General features: G+C 45.2%; 23 protein-coding genes and 1 pseudogene. 9 read left to right on the top strand and 15 right to left on the bottom strand.

The annotated features are described in order from the left end of the window. Positions 1-230: 230 nt before the first annotated feature. Positions 231-590 (bottom strand): hypothetical protein, encoded by a 360-nt coding sequence (locus E2R65_RS11515; protein WP_134336633.1) that lies wholly within the window; start codon positions 588-590, stop codon positions 231-233. Positions 591-818: 228 nt separating this feature from the next. On the opposite strand from E2R65_RS11515, the gene E2R65_RS11510 reads away from it, so the two are divergent. After that, positions 819-2,942, top strand: a complete 2,124-nt coding sequence (locus E2R65_RS11510) for a tetratricopeptide repeat-containing sensor histidine kinase (RefSeq protein ID WP_158285262.1) — start codon at positions 819-821, stop codon at positions 2,940-2,942. A gap of 8 nt (positions 2,943-2,950) precedes the next feature. Here E2R65_RS11510 and E2R65_RS11505 read toward each other — a convergent pair whose 3' ends face one another. The 8 genes from E2R65_RS11505 to E2R65_RS11475 all read right to left on the bottom strand — a co-directional run bounded on the left by E2R65_RS11505 (position 2,951) and on the right by E2R65_RS11475 (position 13,389). Beyond that, the gene (locus tag E2R65_RS11505; RefSeq protein WP_134336631.1) at positions 2,951-3,241 is read right to left on the bottom strand and encodes a hypothetical protein; all 291 of its coding nucleotides are present in this window, start codon (positions 3,239-3,241) and stop codon (positions 2,951-2,953) included. Between the two features lie 80 nt (positions 3,242-3,321). Beyond that, entirely contained in the window at positions 3,322-5,208 is a 1,887-nt protein-coding gene (locus E2R65_RS11500) for a sensor histidine kinase (RefSeq protein WP_134336630.1), read from the bottom strand. 72 nt (positions 5,209-5,280) lie between these two features. Continuing rightward, positions 5,281-6,141, bottom strand: coding sequence for a glycoside hydrolase family 25 protein (locus E2R65_RS11495; protein WP_229704621.1), 861 nt, complete (start codon positions 6,139-6,141; stop codon positions 5,281-5,283). Positions 6,142-6,297: 156 nt separating this feature from the next. Beyond that, positions 6,298-6,465, bottom strand: coding sequence for a hypothetical protein (locus tag E2R65_RS19635; RefSeq protein ID WP_158285261.1), 168 nt, complete (start codon positions 6,463-6,465; stop codon positions 6,298-6,300). A gap of 107 nt (positions 6,466-6,572) precedes the next feature. Beyond that, complete coding sequence (locus tag E2R65_RS11490) at positions 6,573-7,664, bottom strand: alkaline phosphatase family protein (RefSeq protein WP_134336629.1); 1,092 nt, start codon at positions 7,662-7,664, stop codon at positions 6,573-6,575. A gap of 57 nt (positions 7,665-7,721) precedes the next feature. Further along, entirely contained in the window at positions 7,722-9,323 is a 1,602-nt protein-coding gene (locus E2R65_RS11485) for a SusD/RagB family nutrient-binding outer membrane lipoprotein (RefSeq protein WP_134336628.1), read from the bottom strand. A gap of 21 nt (positions 9,324-9,344) precedes the next feature. Beyond that, the gene (locus E2R65_RS11480) at positions 9,345-12,623 is read right to left on the bottom strand and encodes a SusC/RagA family TonB-linked outer membrane protein (RefSeq protein WP_134336627.1); all 3,279 of its coding nucleotides are present in this window, start codon (positions 12,621-12,623) and stop codon (positions 9,345-9,347) included. Positions 12,624-12,804: 181 nt separating this feature from the next. After that, positions 12,805-13,389: an HD domain-containing protein gene (locus tag E2R65_RS11475; RefSeq protein ID WP_134336626.1), complete on the bottom strand. Its 585-nt coding sequence runs from the start codon at positions 13,387-13,389 to the stop codon at positions 12,805-12,807. A gap of 155 nt (positions 13,390-13,544) precedes the next feature. Here E2R65_RS11475 and E2R65_RS11470 point away from each other — a divergent pair, with 155 nt between their 5' ends. The 4 genes from E2R65_RS11470 to E2R65_RS11455 all read left to right on the top strand — a co-directional run bounded on the left by E2R65_RS11470 (position 13,545) and on the right by E2R65_RS11455 (position 17,364). Beyond that, complete coding sequence (locus E2R65_RS11470; RefSeq protein ID WP_134336625.1) at positions 13,545-14,123, top strand: helix-turn-helix domain-containing protein; 579 nt, start codon at positions 13,545-13,547, stop codon at positions 14,121-14,123. A gap of 78 nt (positions 14,124-14,201) precedes the next feature. Beyond that, positions 14,202-14,885 (top strand): HAD-IA family hydrolase, encoded by a 684-nt coding sequence (locus tag E2R65_RS11465; RefSeq protein ID WP_134336624.1) that lies wholly within the window; start codon positions 14,202-14,204, stop codon positions 14,883-14,885. Between the two features lie 5 nt (positions 14,886-14,890). Then, entirely contained in the window at positions 14,891-16,201 is a 1,311-nt protein-coding gene (locus E2R65_RS11460; protein WP_134336623.1) for a DUF5690 family protein, read from the top strand. Next, positions 16,198-17,364 carry a TIGR03364 family FAD-dependent oxidoreductase gene (locus E2R65_RS11455; protein ID WP_134336622.1) on the top strand — a complete coding sequence of 389 codons (1,167 nt, stop codon included), beginning with the start codon at positions 16,198-16,200 and terminating at the stop codon, positions 17,362-17,364. The genes E2R65_RS11460 and E2R65_RS11455 overlap by 4 nt, the downstream gene beginning before the upstream one ends. A gap of 35 nt (positions 17,365-17,399) precedes the next feature. On the opposite strand, the gene E2R65_RS11450 is transcribed toward E2R65_RS11455, so the two are convergent. The 6 genes from E2R65_RS11450 to E2R65_RS11430 form a co-directional block, all read right to left on the bottom strand. After that, positions 17,400-18,653 carry an alkaline phosphatase family protein gene (locus E2R65_RS11450; protein ID WP_134336621.1) on the bottom strand — a complete coding sequence of 418 codons (1,254 nt, stop codon included), beginning with the start codon at positions 18,651-18,653 and terminating at the stop codon, positions 17,400-17,402. 161 nt (positions 18,654-18,814) lie between these two features. Next, entirely contained in the window at positions 18,815-20,878 is a 2,064-nt protein-coding gene (locus E2R65_RS11445) for a response regulator (RefSeq protein WP_134336620.1), read from the bottom strand. Positions 20,879-21,292: 414 nt separating this feature from the next. Next, positions 21,293-21,529, bottom strand: a complete 237-nt coding sequence (locus E2R65_RS11440) for a hypothetical protein (protein ID WP_134336619.1) — start codon at positions 21,527-21,529, stop codon at positions 21,293-21,295. A gap of 15 nt (positions 21,530-21,544) precedes the next feature. Further along, complete coding sequence (locus E2R65_RS11435; RefSeq protein WP_134336618.1) at positions 21,545-22,423, bottom strand: glucose 1-dehydrogenase; 879 nt, start codon at positions 22,421-22,423, stop codon at positions 21,545-21,547. 29 nt (positions 22,424-22,452) lie between these two features. Then, positions 22,453-22,617 carry a hypothetical protein gene (locus E2R65_RS19630; RefSeq protein WP_158285260.1) on the bottom strand — a complete coding sequence of 55 codons (165 nt, stop codon included), beginning with the start codon at positions 22,615-22,617 and terminating at the stop codon, positions 22,453-22,455. Between the two features lie 10 nt (positions 22,618-22,627). Continuing rightward, positions 22,628-22,966, bottom strand: coding sequence for a hypothetical protein (locus E2R65_RS11430; protein WP_134336617.1), 339 nt, complete (start codon positions 22,964-22,966; stop codon positions 22,628-22,630). 417 nt (positions 22,967-23,383) lie between these two features. On the opposite strand from E2R65_RS11430, the gene E2R65_RS11425 reads away from it, so the two are divergent. The 4 genes and pseudogenes from E2R65_RS11425 to E2R65_RS11410 form a co-directional block, all read left to right on the top strand. Then, a complete protein-coding gene (locus E2R65_RS11425) occupies positions 23,384-24,265 on the top strand; it encodes a manganese catalase family protein (protein ID WP_134336616.1) in 882 nt (293 codons plus the stop codon). 96 nt (positions 24,266-24,361) lie between these two features. Beyond that, the gene (locus E2R65_RS11420; RefSeq protein ID WP_134336615.1) at positions 24,362-24,751 is read left to right on the top strand and encodes an SPW repeat domain-containing protein; all 390 of its coding nucleotides are present in this window, start codon (positions 24,362-24,364) and stop codon (positions 24,749-24,751) included. A gap of 33 nt (positions 24,752-24,784) precedes the next feature. After that, positions 24,785-25,048, top strand: a complete 264-nt coding sequence (locus tag E2R65_RS11415; RefSeq protein WP_134336614.1) for a hypothetical protein — start codon at positions 24,785-24,787, stop codon at positions 25,046-25,048. Positions 25,049-25,217: 169 nt separating this feature from the next. Continuing rightward, a pseudogene (locus E2R65_RS11410) lies at positions 25,218-25,631 on the top strand (DUF4142 domain-containing protein); the annotation flags it as partial. Between the last annotated feature and the right edge of the window lie 3 nt (positions 25,632-25,634).

The raw sequence follows: 25,634 nt of genomic DNA, 5'->3' as shown, positions 1-25,634 counted from the left end.
TTTAAATTCTTTACGTAACAAGCCTGCGCAAAAAAATTCATTTATTTTTCATTTAAACAAAGGTTTAATATTTGTTTAAAGCCAGCACCAGCACGTAACTATCAATTAACCACACACGCCGTAAGCAACTAATTGCTACTTAAATGAAAGTACTGTTTTGTTTGGATATAGCTTATTAAACTATGAATTTTATTATAGCCCCTGGTTGTAATGTAAATGAATAAACTTATTTATCTCACCTCTATCTGGCCGGGCTGTGCGGCAACAATTTCGGGTCGGTTTTTGTGCATCTCGAACACACCGGTAACACACATCGTCCTCCCTTTTAAGTTAGCCCAGTCCAGCGTTATTTTATTACCTTTTACGGCAATGGTGTATTTTTGGTTAGGATAATTGCCACCCATATTAATAAGGGTAAGTGTATCGCTGAATATTTTTACAGATGATACCACATCGCACAGGGTTTTAGTTTTGCCCAGGTTGGCGTTAAAGTCTTGGGCGCTAAAACTTTGTGCTGACACCTTGAAAGCGAACAATATCATAACAAAGCATAGGGCAAGTAATTTTTTCATGGTTTTGAGGATATCCATAAGTACAAACTAATAAGCAGAATGTTTATTTACCGGCATATCATACTTTAACCTTAAAGCTATATTTATTACCTATATAACCCTACTTTGTAACTAATATTAAACTAACTGATGTATGATATCATAATTTGGTTAACTGCGTAACACAACCTATAACATTTAACTATATTTACCCGTAAAATTAAATTATTGGGTTATTAATATTTTAACCCGATTAAATATATGTTAATGCCTAACCTGTATCAAAGCATCAAGCAATTTATAACACTATGGATATTGGTTTTGCTTTTTGCCTGTATTAACCCATGTTTTGCCCAAATAACCAAGGTAAACCAACTGGAGGCAAAACTGAAACAAACCATGCCGGATACGGCGCGGTTAACGTTATTTAAAAACCTGTCCAACGCCTATTCATCGGTAAACCCCGAAAAGAAATTCCACTACGCTAAAATTTACCAGGAGCTTGCCTTAAAACTAAATAACCACGAAGCCCTGGCAGACTCTTATGTGCATATAGGCATATCCTACGGCATCCGCAGTAAAATTGATAGTGCGCTTATTTATTTTAATAAGGGATACAATTACGCCAAACAATATAATATCCCTTTAACAGAAGCCAGGGCAATGGCCAATATAGGTTATGCCTACAACAGGCTTAATGATTACCGCGAAGCCATTAACAGTTATTTTAAAGCACTATCTGTTTACAGGCGTTTAAAGTATGATTTTGGCGCTAACCAATGCTATACTAATATAGGTTCTATTTATTACGATATGGATAGGACAGAAATTGCCAGAACTTACTTTATACAGGCCCTTGCCGGCTACACCAAGCTTAAAAACGATATGGGGATAGCCTCGGCGCTATACTCGGTGGGTAATTGTTATATGGCGGCACACGATACTGAAAAAGCAATTGAGTATTTTAATAAAAGCCTGATGATACGCCAAAAAATAGGTGATATTAACGGCATTGGCATTTCGCGTTTAGGGTTGGGCAGGGCCTACATTCAACAAAAAAAATATGCTGCCGCGCTTGCCAGTTTAGATACCGCCTTAAAAAACATGCGCTTACTTGGCGACAAATATTTTGAGGCCAACGTGCTAAACTCAATTGCAGACGCTTACAACAGCAGTAATAATTACGATAAAGCTATTGATTATGGTAACCAAAGCTTAAACCTTGCCCGCTTTGTTAAATCAAAAACGGTAGGCTACGAGGCGCTGAACAACCTGGTTATTGCCTACAAAAAAAAGGGCGACCTTAAAAATGCCCTGAAGTACCAAACCGAATATGTGCTTACGAAAGACAGCATCCGGGAAGAGCAAATGATAAAGGATGTATCGTTGATTGAGATGGGCAGGATGAGAAGCGAAAATGCCGATCTGGAAAAAAGCAACCTGGCAATCACTGCAAAAAACTCCGATTACCTGTTAAAGATCAATAAATACAGTACCGTTATTATTGCAACGTGTATCGTACTGGCATCTGCCATACTGTTTTTGGGTGTTTTGTATCGCCGTAACCAATCCAAACATGCAATCAACAAACTTTTAACCAAACAAAAAGAAGAGATTGCCCTGATCAATAACGAACTGGCCCTGCTTAACAAGGAGATAAATACCCAAATGGAATTATCTAACGCCCAAAACATCCAACTGGAACGTTTAAACCATATTAAAAATAAGTTCTTCTCCATCGTATCTCATGATCTGCGCAGCCCCTTAAGTACATTGCAAACCCTGCTGGCCATTTACCGCGAGGGCGATATTGCCGAAAAAGAACTTGGCGAACTGCTGGTTAAACTGGAGGATACGATACTTACAACGGGTAACTTTTTAGATAATTTGCTGGAATGGTCTAAAAACCAGTTGGAAGGCCTCCAGGTAAATCCTGTAAACTTTAATGTTAGCAGCAGTATAAACGAAAACATCAGTTTGTTTACTACCAAAATAGAATTGAAGAAACTTAGGGTAAGCAATATTGCCCCCGGGCATCTGGAAGCTTTTGCAGACCGGAATATGATAAACCTTGTGCTGCGCAACCTGCTATCAAACAGTATAAAGTTTTGCAGCACGGGCGACGAAATTATTTTTGATGCTTATGTTAAACATGACCGCATCATGATCTGTATTAAAGATACCGGACCGGGCATCAGCGCCGAAGAAAGCGAAAAACTGTTTAGCCTGGAGCACACCTTAAGCACAGGCACGCAGGGTGAAAAAGGCAACCACCTGGGCCTGATACTGTGCAGGGACATGGTGATGCAGAACAAAGGCACCATTAATTTCGAAACCAGGCCGGGCGGTGGTACCTGCTTTTGCTTTGACCTGCCCGCAGCAAAACCTTAATGAATTAATTACCCCCTCGCCCTTTTGCGCCCGGCTTCAATAAAAGCCTTAATATCGTTTACGTCGCTTTTAGAAAAGCCATGCGCCTCAACCTTGTTACCGCTATGGTAAAAGCGGATGGTAGAATAGCCGATCAATGGTGAATCGATCTCTACTGCTGATATACTGTCATAAGCAATGCTTGTGGTATCGCCGCTAAACAGGCCCGGAATTTTAATGGTGATACCACTCTCTTCGGTAGTTATTTCTGCCGGGAAAAGCTTGTTACCTGCCGACAAGCGTGATGCTGTGTATTTCATAATTTAAAAATCTTTATGCGATTTGCAGCGCCCGTAAAGGCAAACATTCGCTCCTGCAAATCAACGATTTTTTTATCAATTTAAACAACAGGGCCGCTTGCTGCCGTAAGCGGTATGGTATAAGAAAATTCGGCGCCCTTTGCAGGCCCGTTACCCGCCCAAATGCGGCCGCCAAGCTTTTGTATGAATTCTGCGCAAATATTAAGGGCCAGCCCGGCGCCCTGGGTGCTATCATTTGTATCCGATACCTTACCGGTAAATAATTCTTTCAGCAACCTATCAGAAAGGCCGGATCCCTCGTCCTTAATTTTAATCATGATCTCATCTTTGGTTACGGCCGAAACGGTAGTTATGCGCCCCCCTGCCGGCGAATATTTAATGGCATTATGCAACAGGTTACGGTTTATGAAACGGATGATCTCAAGATCTGTAAACGGTGCGATCCGGGCATCCACTTCGTTAACCAGGGTAATCTGCCCGGCGTTGGCCTGCTCATGAAAAAAGCCGAAAGCCTCTGTAATACTCTCCCTTAAATTTACTTTAACCGGTTCCATTGTGTAGCCGGTTAGTTGTTTACGGGTCCATTGCAGTATGTTATCAAAGGTAAGCAATACCTCGTTAATGTCGGTTTCTATAAGCTTGTACAACCCTGCGGCCTCATCAACATCCATCGTTTCGTGGTCCTTCAGCAATTGCACCATACCAATGGTTGAGTTTAGCGGCGACCTGAAATCATGCGCCAGCATAGAAAGCAGCCTGCTCTTAAAAATATCAGATTCTTTTAACGCCTGGTTTTGCCCGGTAATGGTTGCATTCAATTCTGTTAATTTTGCGGCCTGTGCATTAACCTTAATGTAAAACCATATCAGCAATATGATCACCATGCTGCCGGCAATACAGGCAGCAACAAGCCATATTATTTTTTTATGGTTTAACATTTCAGATAAACTCAACTTTTTAAGTTCATCCTGTGCCTGGTTGTATTTGATATAATCGCCTAAAAAACTGCTATTGGCATTATTATCCTGCTCAAGTGCTTTGATCAGCAACTGCGCAGTATTGTATTCGCCTGCCTTATCGTTTTTTAATTTATAGCAATTACTTATGGCCTTTAGTATATCAATTTGCCAGTAAACGTAATTATTGGCTTTGGCCTTATTGTAGATGATTTTATAGGCAGCTAAGGCACTGTCTGTTTTATTAATTGCCAGGTAATAACTGCCCAGAATATTAAGGGCTTCCATTTCGTGATAATCCCAGTTATTGGCACGCGTAACTGCCAGGTTATACCGTATTAAAGGCAAAGCTTGCTGTGGCTGGTTATTATTAATTAAACGGGTGGCCTTTATCTGCCCTATAAATACCATTGCCCGTTTATCCTTAAACCGGTTGGCTACTTTTTCGGCATTGCTTAAATACCAGGTAACAGAATCTTTGGCCAGTTTGCTGTTCAATTCTACATAGTTAGCCAAAAGCATGCTGGCAACAGAATCATGCATCAGATACGCGCGGGTTAGGTGGTTTGCCCTGATGGCAAATTGTATAACTTTAATACTATCACCTATAAAACTGTATGCTATAGACTGGTTCATCAGTCCGCCTGCCATCTCGGGCTTAAAATCATTTGCTTTGCATACAACATAAGCCTTGCCAAAATACTGTAAAGCCTGGCTGTACAGGCCTTTTAACAGCAAACCTGTAGCAATATTAGATAAGGCACTTGATTTCTCTTTAGGATCATTCAGCCTGTCGGCCAGGCCGTTGGCCTGTATGCCATAATAAAAGCTGCTGTCGGCATTTTTAAGGTGGATAAGAAGCCCGATCTTATTAAGCTTACGGAGATAATCAAGGCTATCTTTGGGGTGCTTAAGCTGCTCCTGCAATTGCCTGATCTCTGAAAGCTGGGCAATGCATACACAAGGCAGTAAAAAAGTAAATAATAAGCTTAAAATGTATCTGCGAATCATAAAAAGACACTATACCGCTATCTTTGTAAAACAAGGGTTGAATATAGGTAATTTTTTGCTTTTGCAGGCTAATTAATTGGCTGATACAAAACGTTTAAAGGCCAGGCTATCACCTTTAAAAACATTAAAATCAACCGTGTGGCCTATGCCGTTCACATGCCCGGTCTCCGAGTGCTGCCAAAATTTCCAGTTGGTGGCAGCGCTTACGTTTAGTTTTTGGCGGTTATAGTGGGCTATCCATAGCGGATAATCATCAAAATAACCTGCCAGGTAATCGTTATAAAAGCTTATGCCTGTGTATATTATGGGCGTTTCGCCTGTTTTGTTCTCTACATAACGCAAAAAATCTTTCAGCTCTTTACGCATGGCAGCAGGCGATTTGCCGTCAAGCCGCTCTACATCGGCCACTGGCGGCAGGCCCCCGTTTTGCAATGATGAATTTTGCACAAAGAAACGGGCCTGCCACAACCCACTCTTCTTCGGCCTGAAGAAATGGTAGGCCCCGCAGGGGATCCCAACCTTTTTAGCCTCTTTCCAGTTACGCTTAAAATATGGGTCTACCGTTAATAAACCTTCGGTGGCTTTGATGAATGCAAAACGGATGCGCACACCATCATCCTCCATCCGGCTAACTTTTTGCCAGTTTATTTTGCCCTGTGCGTAGGATACATCAATACCGTGCACCTCGTAATTTGAGGGTATTTTAATACCAAAGCTACTGTAAGTGTGATAATTAGCATCTTCGCCCAGATCCCTCACCCATCGCCAGGTGTATGATGCGGTTTTGATAATGTAGCCATAATAAAACGGCGACAGCAGTAGTAATAAAGCAGCTAAACCAACGTAGTACCTTACCCGTGAAGGAGCCTTTTTCTTCTTCCGCGGGGTGGTTTTTTTCCTGGGTGGCGATGTGTTTTTTTTGTTGACGGGCACGCGCAAAAGTAACAATTGCAACCCGCACAAGGCAAGCTAAAACAAACATTTTAACGCCCCTAAATCACTTTTAAACGCCCCCGAAACGCCCCTGATGTGCCACCAGATAAGCCGCCGCCGGCAGGCACGAAAAAAACATTTTCTGTTAAAAGATCCTTAAATATTAGGGTTGTTTTTTTTGATGCGTTTGCGGTAAAAGCGGTAGCCCGGCAGCATTTTGCGAAGCCTGCTCCTTTCACTTTGGTCTACCTTAAAAACCCAAAGCGCCAGGCCGATAATAACAAGCACAAAGATACCCGCCACCAGGTAATCCATCTTGGTCATAAAAATTCAATAGATGTGGATGTAGGGAAAGGAATCGAACCCTTGGTTTGCTGCCGGCCAGCGCCCTACTCGTTTGCTTCGTTCAAAAAAGCAGTTTTTTTATCTTGTTATTTCATAACCGTTTTAATGGCATCGCCAACGGGGTGCCCGGCATTGGCCTTAAAATCAAACCCAAGCAATTGCGCCATGGTTTGTGCCAGCTGTTTGTGGTAAGTTGTGGTTGGCGTTGCTATTACACCGGTTGGCGGCGTATCCGGCCCTATTACGGCAAACCAGGTGTTTTCTGATCCTTTTACCTCCGTACCATGGTCGCGCCATTTATCTATCGGCTCGTCGCCGCGGCCATGGTCGGTAGTGATCAACAGCGTGGTATTGTTTTGATAGAAAGGGTCTGCCTGGATCATGTCCCACAAGTCTTTAATGTAGCCATCCTCCTGCTTTGCCCTGTCCAGGTAAAACTTGTAGTTACCGGCATGCGCCATATCATCGGTTTCATCAAAAGCCATGTACAGTACGCGGGGCTTATACTGTTTAATATATTCTTTGCTAAATTCATAGGTAATAAAATCAAGCCGGGTAGAATCGCCCAGGTATGGCGGAACGTTATGCTGCAATTCGTTCAGGTATTTTAAACGCGGGCTGGCATCTGCATTCTTCAGATCGGCATAACCGGAATACACCGGCAGGCCCGATCTCCCGGTATTCAGTATTTGCGGGAAACGCTCCCACGAAGAGAACGCCACAACCCTGCCTTCAAAGCCTTTTTGCCGGTTGATATACTCCAGCACATTTTTGTTGGGGTTGGTGATCGCATCATTCGTATTCATCCGCGCATCCGGGAAGCCCGTAAAGATCTCGTTGTACCCCGGATACGAGAAATGGTATGGGTTAGATAGCTCATCCTTATTGCCCATATCACGGTTGCCATACAGCTGCCCCTGTTTGCTAATTACCGACCATAAAAAGGGGAACAGCAGCGCCCTGCGCTCGATTGCCGTTGGCGCCCAGTACTTTTTGCGCACCTCATCCTGGTCTGTTGTGTATTTAGAACTGATCATGGCCGAATCGGCACCGCGGTACACCTCCTGCCAGCGCATGCCATCAAGGGTAACTACAACCAGGTTTTTGGTTTTAGTTACCTGTGCAAATGCCTGTGCGCTTAATAATGCGCAGGCCGCCAATATTGCTATTTTTTTCATAAAAATTAATTTTAAACAAAGCAGGGCCTTGCGGCCCTGCTTGTTGCTTTTAAGGTATTATTTCAATATCCACATCACACCATTGATATCATCATTGCCGCCATACTGGCTGGCAAGTGCACTCTGGTAATTTTTTACGTTGGATGTACGCTCGGCAGAAGGGTATTTAAAACGCTGTGCAATACGGCTTCCGTTACCTGTGCCCGGCCCGGTAGTAAAAGTTGGGATACCGGTGCGGCGGTAGGTAAAGTACGATTCTAAACCCGAATGGCGAAACAGCGCCAGGTACTTTTGCTCTAATATATGGGTGATACCTGCGGCATCTGCTGTGTATTTAACACCCGCCTGGTTGTAATAATTAGTAAAGTTGGCTGTGATGGTATAGCTGTCGTAATTTTTAGCCTTATCCACACCATCAGACCCGGGGCGGTAAAAGTAAGCGATGAAGTTACCGGTTTGCGGTATGTTGTATGATTCCATCGACGCCTTGATGCCCGCCTGGTAATAAGTTTCGGCATTGGCGCCTGTTGCCCATCCGCGGCTAATACCTTCGGCAATGTTAAACATCAATTCCGGGTAACCTATCTGTACACTCGGCTCGCCGGTGTAGGTGGCGTAAAAGTACTTACGGTTGATGAACGAATATTTTTGCAAACCTGCGTTATTGTACATCACCCCCAAATCAAGCCCGGCATCGGCACCAACAAATGATGCAAAATCTGTAGGGCTTTGTTTGGCGTTGTCAACCAGGTCGCGGGCGGGTTCTGCCGTAACAAATACGCGCGGGTCCTTCAGCCTGGTAAGCAGGCTGATATAAGTTGCCGATGTATTTTTACGTGAACCGCTCTGGCCAAAGTTATTGGGGTTTTGCGGGTAGTAGTTATTGGGCGACAGGAATATATATTGCATATTATCTGTATTGCCGGCCATTAAAGGGTATTTGGCAGGCGTATTAATAATATTGGCAAAACGGGTGGCAACTTTCAGGTCGGCATCTGATGTTTTTTTGCTTAACTGCAATAACAGGCGCACCTGTAAAGCATTAACCACTTTTTGCCATTTGGATAGGTCGCTGCCAAAATAAATATCGTTACTTAAAACGGCGCCCGCACCTGTACCATAGCTGTTGGGGTTTGCAATCATTTTACCCAAATCGTCATTAGCGCTATCCAGCCACTCTAACGATTGCAGCATCACTGCCTTCTGGCTATCGTACTTTGGTTCCAGGTTATCTATTCCTTTTAGTGCCTCGGTCATCGGGATATCGCCCATTTCCAGGCTCATTTTACTAAACAGGTATGCCCTGAAAAATTTGCCCAAAGCCTCGTAGGGGTTTATAGCACCGCCACCGGTAGCAGCGGCCTGTTTTTCCATCTCTACCACGTTTTTAAGCGTGGTGTAGTAATCGTCGCCGCTGCCAAAATCATAACGGTTGTTACCATAATAATCATAGTTATACAGGTAGTACTGCGCATAAATTTCTTTCTGGCCGTCGGGCAGTTCGGCAATGCTGTTTAGCACACCGTTAAATAATAACGATGCCGGCACGCTGTTGGGTTTGTTGTTGTTTAAAGTAAGTTCGTCGAAACCCTTTTTGCAACCCGTTACCGATAGCAGCATAACTACCGGCAATACATATATTTTAAATATCTTTTTCATGATGATACTGATGGTAATTGTTTAGAATGATACGTTTAAGTTTAAACCAAAGCTGCGCACCGTTGGCGATTGCAAACCGGTAGAAGCCGTAGCATAGTTATACTGGTCAAGGTCTACATCCTTAAAGCGTTTATCGCCGTAGAAATACAGCAGGTTACGGCCATATACCGATACGGATGCTTTCTGGATAAAAGATTTGGCAAGCATCTGTTTAGGGAAATCAAAACCCAGGGTTACCTCGCGCAGTTTGGTAAAGGTTTTGCTCATCAGGTTGGCCTCATCCACACCATAGTATTTACTTACATAATCCTGCACAAAGGCAACCTGTGTGTTTGGGGCATACTGCAGGCCGCTGTAGTTAAGCACAGCGCCCGTGTTAGAGTCATAATTGATTGCGGTACCATTGGTAACCACTACACCTTCGCCAACGTATGTACCTTTGTAACCGGCTTTACCGTAGTTAGCCCAATCCTGGTAGCGGGCCGCGCCCAGTGCACCTTCGGCGGTTTCGGCATTGGCACCGCCACGCATGGTTTTGTTGTGCATATAATCAACAATAACACCACCAACAGAACCATCAAACTGTACGCCCAGGCTAAAGCTTTTGTATTGAAACTTGTTGTAGATGCTCCAGCTGTAATTAGCCGTTTCGTTGCCTAAAAACTGTAATACCGGGTTAACCAGGGGTTTGCCAGCAGCATCGTTAATGATCTTGCCGTCCTGTGTTTTTACGAATGCGCTGCCGTATAATTTATCGGTACGGTCGCCGGCTTTAAAAAAGGTGGCATAAACGCTCTGGCCTTTTGGCAATTCTTTATACACCTCTTTGTAGGTGGCTATGTTTAATAACACGTTCCAGCTAAAGCCTTTGGGGTTTTGGAAAACCGCACCGCTTAAAGATCCCTCGTAACCTGTTTTTTTGGTTTTAAGTGCGTTAATGTATTCAATAGTGTAGCCGGTTGCCGTAGAGATCTGGTTCGGCAAAATTCTGGGCCCGTCTATATACTGGAAAGCCGTACCGCTAAAGCCTAAACGGTTTTGCAAAAACTTAATATCAAAGCCTTCCTCGTAGTTTACACGGGTTGATGTTTTGATGCCGTTTTGGTATAAATAATCGGATGCGTAACCTGCAGCCTGGTTGTTATACGGCTTGCTGGTGTTGTAGGTAGATTTTAAAGAATAATCCGGCCCGTTGTATGGCGAAGTATAGGTAGAGCCATAACCCAGCGGGTTGTTAAATAACGATGCAGCAGTGCCACCGCCATAAACGGTGATAGAACTGAACGGCGCAGGGCCAATTGTTGTTGCGGTAGCATCCGAGCGGATGTTAGAGAATGATGCACGGCCTTTTAAGAAGGTAATAAAATCGGGCATCTTTACATAATCGGATATGACGGTAGCTACCGATAAGCTTGGGTAATAATAAGTGGTAGGCACTGCAAATGCCGATGATTTATCGATACGGCCGGTGCTGGATATGGTTGCGTATTTACCAAAGCTGGCATCTAATGAATAGTAGGCGCTTAATACACGCATATCCGAATAAAAGCTGGTAGACTGGATAGCATTTTTAGAGTTACTGAAGGAATACACACCGGGCACGCTCAGGTAGTCGGTAGATGTCCAGCTGGATTTGTAGCTGAGGTTACGCATGTTACCACCAATTAAACCGGATAGGTTTAAGAATTTTTTAACCGTGTAATCATAGTTCAGCATCAACTCGGTATTGTTATCAAACAGGTCGCGCCTGTCTTCGCGGTAATCGCCTTCGTTACCTTCACGGCCGTATGGGTGGGCCGAGAAAGGCATTTTTTCGGTACGTAAAATATTGTACGTATCAATTTGCGAACGGAAGGTTGCGTTTAAGTTATTATTGATTTTGTAGTTGGTTGATAAATACCCGTACACATCATTTTTGTAATGGCCGCGGGTCCACTCCTTAACCATAAACCAGGGGTTGTGGTAACGGGTGTACTCGGCAAACTGCTGCTGAATGCCAACCTTACCGGGCTGCCATATCGCTTTAATATCCGGTGCGGTAACATCCCAGTCGGCGCCTGTCCATATAGCCAGGTTATATATCAGGCTGTTGGGGCCGTACTGCACATCCGGAAAGTTATCGGTAGTTTGGCGGTTAAAGTTTACGTTACCCTCAAATTTCCAGCGTGGGTTTGGGTTAAACGATGCGTAGATGTTGGCATTGGCAATATCCAGGTACTGCTCTGGTATGTAGCTGTTTTGGTGTTGCTGCGATGCAGAGAAACGTACGGTATAAGTATCGCCGTTTGCGCTTAAAGCTACGTTGTTATTGGTTTGGTAGCCTGTGCGTAAAAAGTTGTTGAGGTTATTGGCACCACGCGCGGTATATGGTGTTGCCTGGCGCACGCCGTTAATAACCGGGCTATCATATTGCTTAATCAGCTGGCCGTTAAAGTATGGGCCCCAGATATCGTAATCGGCATCTACACCACCCGGTGCACCGCCTTTACCATCCACAAACTCATAAAAGGTATTTTCGCCTGCGCCATAGCTATGCTGTACACGCGGGAAAGCTAAAAAGCCTTTGTTTACTACCGTACTGCTGTTGATATCAACCGTTAGGCCTTTTTTGTTTTTGTTACCTTTTTTAGTGGTGATGAGTATTGCACCGTAAGAGGCGCGGTTACCATAAAGCGCCGCTGCTGCAGGGCCTTTTAATACGGTATAGGTCTCAATATCGTCCGGGCTGATGTTATAGGTATCGGTATTGATTGGGAAACCATCTACCACATATAAAGATATGCTGTTACCACGGATAGCCACGTTTGGCGCACCCAAAAGCTCTGCCGACGGGCCTACTGATAAACCTGCCACTTTACCAATTAAACCGGTAATGGGGTTTGGGTCGCGGGCAAGGGTAAGGTCTTCGCCTTTTACGGTTGATACGGCATAACCTATGCGGCGGGTTTCTTTTTTAACACCCAGGGCGGTTACCACCACCTCGTTAAGTGTTTTATTATCGCCCTTAAGGTTCACGATCATGCTGTTGCCGGTACCCACAATGGCTTCCTGGTCTGCAAAGCCCAGGAATTTAAATATCAGCACCTGGCCGGGGCTGGCATTGATGATAAAACGGCCGTAAGCATCGGTAGTGGTGCCCTGGCCGGTACCTTTAAGCATAACGCTTACGCCGGGCAGGGGCTGTTTGGTTTCGTCATTTACGGTGCCTGTAATTTTTGTTTGGGCAAACAAAATAAGGGGCGTAAGGCAGCACATGATAATGAGTGCAAGCCTTTTTAAATTGGGGTAAAAGTGTTTCATTGCTGCAAATAATTTGTGTGATGAATTATTTGGCAATTCTAAACTTTGTTTATTATTTGTAAACTAAGTTTAAATTAAGTAAACTTTAATCCTTTGTTGATTTTAAATTAAGCGGCATCATCATTCATAACAGCGCCGATACACAGGGGTTAAAATAAGTTAACACCGCGCTGTAAAACAGCTATAAACTGCGTTTAAGGTGGCTTACCGCCATCGCCTTTAATTGTGCCACATTGTTAACAGGCGTGTTTTGCAGTTTAGCCTCATCATCCCAGTAACGCATCCTGATGATGAGATCGGCATCCGGGTTTTGCTCAAACCGGGCGGCCTCTTCGGCGCTCATCACTCCGCCCTGAAAATTAAGGGTGGCCCTGCTGGCCGGCGATAGTTTTTCAAAATACTCGGGGTGTTTATAGGTGAGGTAGCGTTTGGCAATTACATGGCCGTTTACCAGGTTGGCCAGGCGCGGCGAAAAACCGCGTGCCAGTAAATAATCGGCACCCAGCTTTTCATGGTCAATATTACCCATACCATCCATACTGCCCACCTCGGCACCGGCAGCGCACAGGTGGCCAATATCATGAAAAAAAGCCGCCAGCACCACCTCATCATCATAACCTTCGGCCTGGGCCAGCATGGCCGCCTGAGACATGTGCTCCAGCTGCGATACCGGCTCGCCAATATAGTCTTCATCGCCGTGCTGCGTGTACAGGGCAAAAACTTCGTCAACAATTTCTTCGGGGCTGGTAAATGCAGTTGTGGCCATATTAGTAATATATTTACGGCAAAAAAAGCGCCTTAATGTTATCCTAAAATTAAGTTTGCATCATCTAATTTGCACGATGTTAAATTACGCTAAATACCTTGCTGCGTTTAAATTTATTATCTACTTTACCGGCGTTCAACAAATGTTAACTACCCATGGAAGATGATGTACTGATACAGATCAGTAACCGTATTAAAGACCGCCGCCGCGAAAAGAACATCACCGTACAGGAACTGGCCTCTCGTGCCAAGGTAAGCAAAGGGCTGATCTCGCAGATAGAGAACAGCCGCACCATCCCCTCGTTGATCGTACTGATAGATATTATTAAGGCGCTGGAGATTGACCTGAACGCTTTTTTTAAGGATATTAACCACGATGGTAACAAACTGCCGCTGATCATACGCCGTAAGGCCGATTACCACCATTTTGAAAAGGAACATGCCGAAGGCTTCCATTATCAGCGCATCTTTACCCAGTCTATCAAAAAATCTACTGTGGATATTGTGATACTGGAGCTGGAGCCCAATGCGCACCGCCCCCAGGTACAAACCGAGGCCTTTGAGTATAAGTATATCCTGAGCGGAGAGGTACAATACCAGTTTGACGAAGAAACCCATACCCTGAACCAGGGCGATTCGATGCTGTTTGACGGCCGCATCCCCCACACCCCCCAAAACAACGGCAAGGAAAAAGCCATTATGCTGGTTATCTATTTTTTTGAAGATCAGAATTAAATTTAAAGATAGCTTAACATAAATATGGTTTATAATTAATAAACAAAGTTTAATATTGCTAAACAAATATATTTAGCAATGCCTATAAAACTTGTTGTGTTTGATATGGCCGGTACCACGGTCAAAGACGAGAATAAAGTAGCCGATACCTTTAGCGCGGCCATGCAAAAATACGGTTACCAGGTAACAGTGGCTGATGTTAACCCTTTAATGGGTTATGAAAAAAGCATCGCTATTACCAAAATGCTGCAGCAGCACGAGCCGGATGCCCAAAAGATAACCCCGAAGCTGATCAAAGATATCCATCAGGAATTTATCAGCCTGATGATCAATTACTACCAAACCGCCCCGGTGTTAGAAGCACTACCCCATGCCGAGGCAACGATTGAAGCACTAAAGCAATCTGGTATAAAAATTGGCATCAACACCGGTTTTTCTAAAGATATTGCGCAAACGATTATCGAGCGCCTGCAATGGCAAGAAAGAGGTTTGATAGACTACCTGATAGGATCTGACGAGGTACCCGAAGGCCGCCCCCACCCTGCCATGATACATCAACTCATGAAACTTGCCGGCGTGACTGACCCATTGGAAGTTGCCAAAGTTGGCGATACCGAGGTAGACATCCGCGAGGGGCAAAACGCAGGCTGCAAATACGTGATTGCCGTTACCACAGGCGCCTTCACCCGCACCCAACTGCAACCCTACAACCCTACCCATATTATTGATGATATAGCTGATGTAATCAACATCATTAATTAAGCAGCATGGCTTTAACCCACAAATTAAGGGAGCAGGTTGCCAGGTGGCCGTATGCTGTAATATCCGTTTTAGCGGCTATCGCTGCATTTGGTGCTTATACGTCTATGTATGCGTTTCGCAAGGCATTTGCGGCGGGCACTTACCCCGGGCAGCAATATTTGCATGTAGATTATAAGGTTTGGCTGGTAATAGCCCAAATTGTGGGTTACACCCTCAGCAAGTTTTACGGCATCCGCTTTATAGCCGAGGTTAAGGGGGCCAAACGCGGCTTAACTATTTTGGTGCTGGTTGGGATTGCCTGGCTGGCCTTATTAGGTTTTGCTTTGGTGCCTGCGCCTTACAATATTATTTTCCTGTTCATTAACGGTTTCCCGCTGGGGCTGATATGGGGCTTGGTTTTTGGTTACCTGGAAGGCCGCCGCTCTACCGAGTTTATGGCGGCGGTGCTGTCTATCAGTCTTATATTCGGCTCGGGCTTTGTAAAAACCATCGGGCAAACACTGATACATGTTTACCATGTAAGCGAATACAACATGCCCTTTTTAACAGGCGCTTTATTTGCCCTGCCCTTAATACTTTTTGTGCTGATGCTGGAGCTGATGCCCCCGCAAACCGCGCAGGACAAAGCCCTGCGTGCCGAACGCCTGCCCATGAACGCGCAGGAACGGAAGCTGTTTATCACCCGCTTTTTACCGGGCATTATCTTAACGCTTATCATCTATGTGCTGCTTACCATAATGCGCGATATCCGTGATAATTTTGAGGTAGAGATCTGGAACAGCCTGGGCATTAAAGACCGTACCATTTACACCAAAATCGACACCAAAATATCCGTTATCGTACTGGTTGCCATGAGTTTGCTGATCCTCGTCAGGAAAAACCTGCGTGCATTCAGCATCATCCACCTGTTTATTATCGGCGGCTGTGTATTAATAGGCGCTTCAACGGTGATGTACTCGCTAAAAATGATCAGTGCAGTTAACTGGATGACCATGGCCGGGCTGGGCCTTTACCTGGGTTATGTACCCTACAACGCCATATTTTTTGAGCGGATGATAGCCACCTTCCATTACAAAAGCAATGTTGGCTTTGTGATGTACCTGGCCGATTCTATGGGTTACCTGGGCAGCGTAAGTATATTATTGGTGAAAGAACTGGGCCGCCCAAACATCAGCTGGGGCACTTTTTTTAAAGAAGGTGTAACTATTGTTGCCCTTGTAGGCGGTATTTGCGGTATATTATCGCTGATATACTTTTTACAATCGGCCCGCAAAAGCAAGGAATCAAAAACCGAATTAAAATTTTCTGCCATATGAGTAAACCGTCGGCCATTGTAATTGGTGCAGGCATTGTAGGGCTGGCAACCGCCCGCGCCCTGGCTACCAGAGGATACCAGGTAACCGTTTTTGAACGTAACGAACGTGCTGTTGGCGCATCTATCCGCAACTTTGGGATGGTTTGGCCGATTGGGCAGCCCACCGGGCCGCTTTTTGAACGCGCCATGCTATCGCGCAGCATCTGGAAAGAAACCTGCGTAAAAGGCGGCATCTGGCATGACGAAGTGGGCTCTTTACACCTTGCCTACTATGACGATGAATTGCACGTAATGGAACAATATGCGGCTATAAACGCCCCCCATCGCGATTGCGCACTGCTTACCCCTGCGCAAACTTTACAAAAAGCGCCGGGCGCAAACCCAAACGGATTAAAAGGCGCTTTATGGAGCGGCACCGAAATGATTGTGGAGGCACGCCAGGCTATCGGTGCCGTTGCCAGGTATTTGGCCGAACACCACGGTGTAAAATTTTACTGGAATACGGCTATCAGCCAGGTAGAAAGATCAACCGTAACATCGGGCAACAAAAAATATCACGCCGACCAGATCTTTATTTGCAGCGGTATAGAGTTTGAAACCCTGTACCCGGAATTGTTCGCCTCATTTAACATCACCAAATGCAAACTGCAAATGCTGCGGGTGGCCGCCCAGCCGGATAATTGGCGCATTGGCCCGGCCCTATGCGGCAGCCTCAGCATGATCCATTACCCCGGCTTTCAATCGGCCCCCGCCCTGGCCGATCTGCGCAAACGGTATGAGGAGCAATATGCCGACCACCTGAAATGGGGGATCCATGTGATGGCGGCGCAAAACAATACCGGCGAAATAACCATCGGCGATTCGCACGAGTACGGCCTGGTGCACGATCCGTTTGATAAGGATTTCATTAACCAGATGATCCTGAAATACCTGCAAACCTTTACCAGCTTTAAAGATACCCGTGTAATACAAACCTGGAACGGCATTTACGCAAAAATGACCACCGGCCAAACCGAACTGGTAGCAGATGCCGAACCCGGCGTTACCATTATCAACGGCCTGGGCGGCAACGGCATGACGCTATCTTTCGGCCTATGCGAGCAGATCATCGCTGCAAGATTTAATACCCCTGATACGATCAACAACAAAGGCCACGCGGAATAATCCCGGTGGCCTTTTCTCTGATTCACTAATTTGATCTATTTCTTCACCTCGGGCGTTATCCACCGGTTCAGTGTGTTATACTGCCCCTCTATCACCACCTTATAAAAGTTTGAGGGCATATCTTTAACAGATACCAGCGCATGTTCGGCATCGGCAGGGTATTCGCCTAAAAACTTGTAGGTATCGGGCTTGCCTTCCTTAACATTGTTGGCAGCAGTTACCCAGATCTTTACTTTTTCGCCTTTGTTTAAAGCTTTCCAGCTTACATCTATATTGCCCTGTACCAGGTTGGCTTTAGCTTCGGCTACAGAAACGGGCCCGGTTAGCGGTGTACCATCAATCTCCCGTTTGTATCTTACCGGGATAGTAATGTTCATGAACCGGGCAATGGTTGGCGCAATATCTACAATACCGGGGTAATAATACCTGGCATAGCTATTAAGGCCTTTGGCGTTGGTAACCATCCAGGTGCTGCGCTGGCGGGTAGACTGGCCGCCGTGGCCCTTGCCTGTACGCTCATCACGGCCATGGTCTGTAGTGATAAATATCTCCCACTCCTCGTTAAAGTTTTTCTGGCGGTATTGTATCGCGTCCCAAATGCGGCCTACCTGCTTATCCATCATTTGTATAGCAGCATAATACTGCGGGCTATCGCCATAACGGTGGCCCATATCATCGGTATATTCCAGGTACACCCAGCTTAGGTCGGGCGCATTTTTTTTGATCGTTGCCGCTGCCTCGTCAATTACCATCTCATCTATCCGGTGCATATAGGCGCTCTCGTCATCGTGCTTAAAGTTGATGGTATCCAGTTCAAAACCGTCGGCGTGGTAATCTACATGCAGGTTATTGGTAGCAGCCAAACCATCGCCAACCAGCTTGGTGCGGTTATCCAGCCAGCTGGAAAATACCGCTATCTTTTTATTAGGGTACTGATCTTTAAACAGCCTGAAGATGGTTGGATAATTGTAGTTAGGGTTTTTAATATCATTATCGGGCACGTTGTGTTTATTAAACCAGGTAGCCGTAAGCAAGCTATTGTAACCCACTGCAGATATGGTGGGCGTTTGGTTATAGGCATCCTTATCGCCACCCACATGGGCGCGCAGGTATTTACCTTGTTTGGCTATAGCATTAAGGTTTGGCGTGGGTAGCTTTTCAATAACATCTGCCGGGATGCCATCTGCAATGATGAACAGCGCCTTTTTAACTTTTTGCTGGGCAAACGAACTTACAGCCCAAAACAGGCACCATAAAATTAATGCGGAAACTTTTGTTATCTTAAACATACTGGCATTTTTTAGCGAAACTAAATATCGAAAAAGTTACTAAAGTTAAGCCAATATTATTTATGTGCTACCTGCAGCAGCAATACCATGTAACCGGCAGCCAAAATGGATGGGGCACCGGTACAAGCAATGGGCCGGGCAACCATTCAGCAATTTATATTTTAACCTTTTTGCAGCAGCGCATTCATTTTTTCATACAGGTCATTCGGCTGGAAAGGCTTGGATATAAAATTATTCATTCCAATTGCTATACAGCGCTCAAATTCCCCTTTAATGGTATGGGCCGTCATGGCAATAATGGGGATATTTTTTTTATAGCCTGCCAACTTACGGATGTGGATAGTTGTTTCGTAGCCGTCCATCTCGGGCATTTGCAGGTCCATCAAAATAATATCGTAATCATTTACTTCATATTTTTCTATAGCTACCTTTCCGTTCTCGGCCAGATCAGTTTCATAACCCTGCTTTTTAAGCACTTTTGTTACCAGCAAACTATTGATGGGGTTATCCTCTACCACCAATACGCGCTTATTTTCACCTTGCTGTAAATCATCTGTATGTTTTACTAAAGATATTTCGGTTTTTTTATCTTGCGTATCGTTACTGCCTTCTTTTTTAAAGGCCATGGTAAAGCTAAATACCGAGCCTTTACCGGGCATACTTTTAACACTAACCCTGCCGCCCTGCATTTCAACCAGTTTTTTTACAATACTAAGCCCCAGGCCGGTGCCGCCAAATTTTGATGATGTGGCTGTGGATGCCTGTTCAAAAACCTCAAATATCTTCTCCTGCTTATCCTCGCAGATGCCTATACCCGTATCCTTAACCACAAACGCTATCAACGCCTCTTCGGCTTTGTCTTCAATCAGGTTAACAAAAATATTTATTTCACCTTCAACCGTAAATTTTACTGCGTTTGATATCAGGTTTAAAAGGATCTGGTTAAGCCGCACCGCATCACCCCAAATAATGCTGGGGATGCGGTCATCAAAATGAGCGATGAGTTTGATGCTTTTTTGCGTGGCCCTTTCTGCCTGCAATTCTATGGTGGAGCTTACCATATCCCTAAGATGGAACGGTGCAGAATCAAAAGATATTTTTTCTGCCTCAATTTTTGAAAAATCAAGGATATCGTTCAGGATCACCAGCAAATTACCGCCCGATTGCCTGATGATATCGATATACCGGCGCTGCTCTTCATCCATGTCAGATTCCTGCAGCAAGCCGGCAAAGCCAAGTATCGCATTCATCGGGGTACGGATCTCGTGGCTCATGTTGGCCAAAAAGATGCGTTTGGCCTTTTCAGATGATTCGGCCTTTTTCTTTGCCAGAATCAACTTCTCCTCCGTTTCTTTCAGGTCGGTTATATTACGCTCCAGCCCGGCAGCCATGTGGTTAAAAGAGGCAGCAAGCATCCCAATTTCATCATTGGCATAAATTTTAACGCGGGTGCTCAGGTTACCCTGCCCTATTAAATCGGCGCCATCAATAATGGCATTAATGCCCCGCTCGATACCCCGGCTTACCGATACGGTGATGAGGATACTGGTAGTGCCGATAGTGAGTGATAGCGTAAGCAAAATTCGCAGCACAAGGCCCTCCAGCCACCGTGCGCCCTCGCCCAGGGTGAACGAAAATTCATCTTCAGACCGGGTAACTTCTGCATTTACACGCTTTATTTGCGCCACTAAAACATCAATTTGTTTTTGCGAAGCCTTAGCCTTTACCATGGCATGCAGCTTTTGGCTGATAGGCAAAAGCCGGATAAGCATCGTCTCGGCCTTTGTCCAGGCCTTAAAGCCTTTGTCCAGGTAATACACGTTATGAAACCGCATCAACAGCTTTATCATCCCGTCTATATCATCCGGATGGTTGCGGCCTTCCAGCAGCCCCTGCCGGGCATTAACCAGATCGGGGTTTGGCTTCTCCAGTTCTACCCGTGCCTTTCTGTCGCCCAGCGGTACTTTTATAAATTCCTCAAAAGCGGCGTAATCCTTTTCATCATGCGAGTAAGCATATACGTGCAGGTTAAACAGGGCATCTTTTTGCGCTTTAGACCATAAGCCTTCGCCTGCTACGTATGCCCTTACAGAAGATAATGTGGTAATGGCAAAAAAGAGGGAACATAGCTCAACGATGATCAGCAGGCCCATAATAGCGATGGTAAAATATAATTTTTTTGATATCGAAATATCTCGAACTTTATTTTTAAGGGCGGCGATCATATTATGTAACAATAATATGAGAATAGCAAGAATATGAATTATACATTTTGATATTTATAAATCCCCTATCCCTGACAGCCTATTTATGATAATTTAACTACGTTTTTAAAAGCCATCCGTATCCAAGGAAACTATTTAATCTATACTATAAATATTGCCGCTTTGGCCAGGTTAACATTGCGGGGATGCTGTAATTAAATTATACTTTTTGACATTTCGGATTTTTCTTTCGACATAGAACCATCAACTAAAACCGCCTGAAGCTGAGCGCAGCCGGGCTTTAAAATAGTTAATAAAAGGCCTGTGTACCGGCCATCAGATTAAAAATAAAGCGGGTAACCCTACCAGGTGTTACCCGCTTTGTGCCCCGGCAACATCAAAACAAATTTGCCGGGGCGGCATGCAATAGCTTTATCAGTGCTTTTTTTTATGCTCCGAATCGGCAACGTGGTTCTTATCATTACCGGGGCCGATATTTTTATCGGTCGTGTCGTTTTTGGTAGCTGCCGGCCGGCCGGTTTCATCATCTTCTTTATCAAAGGCGGTGGTATCGGGCTTATCATTGGCCCCCATTGCCCCCTGCGGGTTGCCTTTGCAGGCTATAGCAGTTACACTAACGGCTATTAATAATATTGCTGTTAACTTTTTCATGGCTTTAATACATAATTATATAGTTGGCGAACCACCCGTAACCTGTATGGTAGCGCCCGAGATATAGCTGGCATCATCAGATGCCAGCAGCACATACGCTGCCGCTAATTCTGCAGGCTGCCCGGCCCTTTGTAAAGGCACATCCTGCCCAAACGAGCTTACTTCTTCTGCAGACATGGTAGACGGTATTAACGGCGTCCAGACGGGGCCGGGGGCTACACAATTAACCCTGATGCCTTTTTCGCCCCAAAGCTGCGCCATATTGGAGGTAAAGTTTTGTATGGCCCCCTTAGTAGCCGCATAAGCAATAAGCGTTGGCCGGGGCTTATAGGCATTTACCGAAGTAGTGTTGATAACCGCACTGCCGGGCCTTAAATGCTCTTCGGCCAGTTTGCACAGGTAAAACATGGGGTAAATATTGGTTTTAAAGGTACGGTCCCACTCTGCTGCAGATACTTCCTGTAAAGAGTTGCGCGACATTTGAAAAGCGGCGTTATTAACCAGGATATCTACCCCGCCCAATTCGGCCACAGCGGTATCTATTATCTTTTTACAATGGGCCTCTTCGCAAATATCGCCGCTAACCAGTACGGCTTTTTTGCCCGCAGCTTCAATATAACCAGCGGTTTCTGCTGCATCCCGGTGCTCATCCAGGTAAGCGATCAAAACATCTGCTCCTTCGCGGGCAAAAGCAATAGCTACAGCCCTGCCAATGCCCGAATCGCCACCCGTTATGATAGCTTTTTTGCCGGCAAGTTTGTTACAGCCATAGTAAGACGTTTCTCCATGATCGGCCTTGGGGCTCATCTGCTGCTCGGTACCGGGCGTATCCTGCTGCTGTTGCGGAAACGCATCGTTACTGTATTTTTTTGTCGGATCGTTATTTGCTGCCATATTTTATCATTTTTATTTTAAAGATCTTACTATCCGGCGTCAGAATCATCTTGCAGATCCGCTTCCGAAAAACTTTTTTCCACACCAGATTCCAATTGCACCGTTACCTCATCGCCGGCAACATCCAATACCTGGCCTTCGCCAGCCGGGGTGATCACCTTCTGGCCCTTTACATATCCTGTGCTGTTATCCATGATCTTATTTTTAGGGGTGATTACTTTTTTGGTTTTTAAAAGCTTCGGGCAGGGCGCCATTGTTCTTACCATCTTCGGTTTCGAGCGCAGGGCGCCCGGCCTGCGGGGGACTAAAGGTTTTCACTTCACCGGCAAAATCCTGCTGTGTCAGCGTATTTTTTGATGGGGAGGCGCCGGTTTGATGTTCATCAGGCTGGCTGGCTGCATTTTGCTTTTGCTTATCCAACTGATCCTCCTGCCGGGCCCCGCTGATAATTTCACTGCCATCTGCCTGATCGGGCCGGTAAACTGTTTTGCCATTCTCGGGGGCATTTTGCTGGCCCGGGGCCATATTGTTTTCTGTTGCCATACTATTGCTATTTAATTTTTATGATACAGCCACCAGCACAAAACAAAAAGTGCCAGAAACAAGATCCCCATACCAAGCACCCATATCCAGATAGGGGTTTGTTTGTTTAACCATGTCATATTTATTGATACTAATACCTTATCCTATCAGCGGCAATACTTGGGGTAAACCAGTGTATCACCACAATTAAGAAACTATCCAGATTTAAAAATGTTTAATTTATAATTAATCAAATAGTTAAATATCCTTTTTTAATATTTTTTAATTAATTTTATTAATTTGTAAAACATAATTACAGGCAACATGTTGTATAATTAATAACATTCGCACCCGCTCCTTTACAGCATAAGTCTGTCCATTTTACCCGGTCTTTTTTAAAGCAACAAAAGTCACATCATAATCAAAGGAGGTTAAATAATGTTCTATCACGACAAAAAGCTACAGTACCAGGTACGTGTAGAAAACCCTAACCCGGCCTATGCCAAATTACTGCAACAGGCTATAGGTGGGATTGAAGGAGAAATAAGGGTTTGCCTACAATATCTTTTTCAGGCATGGGGCAGCCGCGGGCCGGTAAAATACCGCGATATGCTGCTGGATACCGGTACCGAAGAGATCTCGCATATCGAAATGCTAAGTACCGCCGTTGCCTTGAACCTGGAAGGCGCTACCAATGATCTGAAAGATAAAATTGCGGGCGAAAACCCCATTGTTGGCAGCATTATGGGCGGAATGGACCCCAGGCATGTGCTGTCATCGGGTTTGGCGGCCATGGCCGTGGATAGTAACGGTGTTCCGTTCAATGGCTCGTGGGTGGTAGGCAGCGGCAATATTGCAGCTGATATGTATGCCAATGTAATGGCCGAATCTACCGGCAGGGTGCTGGCTACACGCCTTTGGGAATTAACCGATGACCCCGGTATGAAAGATATGCTGGCCTTTTTAATAGCAAGGGATACCATGCACCAAAATCAATGGCTGGCGGTTATTGAGGATCTGGGTGGCGTAAACGCAAACCTGCCCATCCCTAATACCTTCCCGATGAGTGACCAGATCAGGGCGTTTGAGTATGCCTTTGTAAGCACAAATATAGAAAGGCCCGAAGCGCCGGACGGCCGGTGGGCAAGCGGACCATCTATTGACGGCAAGGGCGAGTTTACATTTGTACATGCACAGCCCCAGGGCCAGGAGCCGGTACTGGGCCCGCCAGATATTAAAGGTTATGCCCAGGAGCAGCAGTTAACCGGTAGCGAAGGCAAAGGGATATTAGAAAATATAAAGGATACCATATTACCGTAATAAAATTAAAACCTGTTTTCATTTTTAGTTAGATACTGTTATGGGTGCCTGCAATTGCAGGCACTTTATAACAGACAGCATGAACCAATGATAATTATGAAACCCCTGATCTCTTTAAAAACACACGGTATTTTAGATTATACAGGCGGCCTGTTAACAGCAGCATCCCCATGGGTATTCGGCTTTGCAAGCCTGGGCGGCGCGCCTTTGTACCTGCCCCTGTTACTTGGCAGTATGCAATTGCTTATGGCCATCTTCAGCAATCATCCATTGGGGTTGTACAAGGTTTTCCCGATGCAGCTGCATTTGGTTATAGATATGTTTGCCGGTATAATACTTATTGCGGCCCCATGGATATACGGTTTTTATCACTTTGTGTTTTTACCGCATTTGCTACTGGGGATGCTATCATTATTTGCGGGTTTATTTACCGCTCATTCGCCTCTGTATCACCTGGAGTTATTCGATGAAAGAGGGAACAGATAATTTTTTAAACAAATAACAACAAAATAAACAACTATGAAAAAATGCTTTTTTATGGCAGCCATTTGTGCAAGCCTTACGCTGTTTGCTGCCTGCAGCGGCAGCAATAAACAAGGCACTACCGACAGCAGTTCGATGAGCCAGGACAGCACCGGGAGCAACACCGGTACCGGTTCGGCAACGGGGGCAGACTCGGGTACAACAAGCGGCGCATCATCACAGGCCGGTGCCGCTGCCGGGGATACCAGCGCCAACAGGCAGGATACTGCTGCAGCATCGGGCACTACCCCGCAACGTTAATTATAGTAACAGCATTGGTTAGCCATGCTGTTACTATCCATTTATTAACCATCTACTTAAAACATCAATGAAAAAAATTATAATGACCCTGCTCGCCCTTTGTTTTTTGGATCAGTACACAGGCACAAACTACCCAACCCGATACGGCTGTTATTAATTTGTAACCCATGCAGCCAAAGGGGGCATTACAGAAGTAAACTCCGGGAAACTTGCTACGCAAAAAGGCAAAAGCAATGAAGTGAAAAAATTTGGCGCTCAGATGATCACGGACCATACCAAAGCCAACACCGAACTCAAATCAATTGTAGCGGCTAAAAACTGGAACATTCCCGAACCTTCGCCAACCCTTGTTGCACCCGATGCCATGCTGACAACAAGCAAAGGGGCCGATTTTGACAGAAGCTATGTAAACATGATGGTTAAAGACCACAAAAAAACGGTAATGCTGTTTGAACATGCCGCCCAAACCCTGCCCGACCCCGACCTTAAAGCCTTTGCTGCTAAAACGCTGCCCATATTAAGGCAGCACTACACGGCAATACAGCAAATTGCAGATCAGTTAGGCATCGCTTACGATAAATAGAGT

The organism is Mucilaginibacter phyllosphaerae (genome assembly GCF_004378255.1).
GTDB classification, from domain to species: domain Bacteria; phylum Bacteroidota; class Bacteroidia; order Sphingobacteriales; family Sphingobacteriaceae; genus Mucilaginibacter; species Mucilaginibacter phyllosphaerae.
This window is presented reverse-complemented; position numbering and strand designations above follow the sequence as displayed.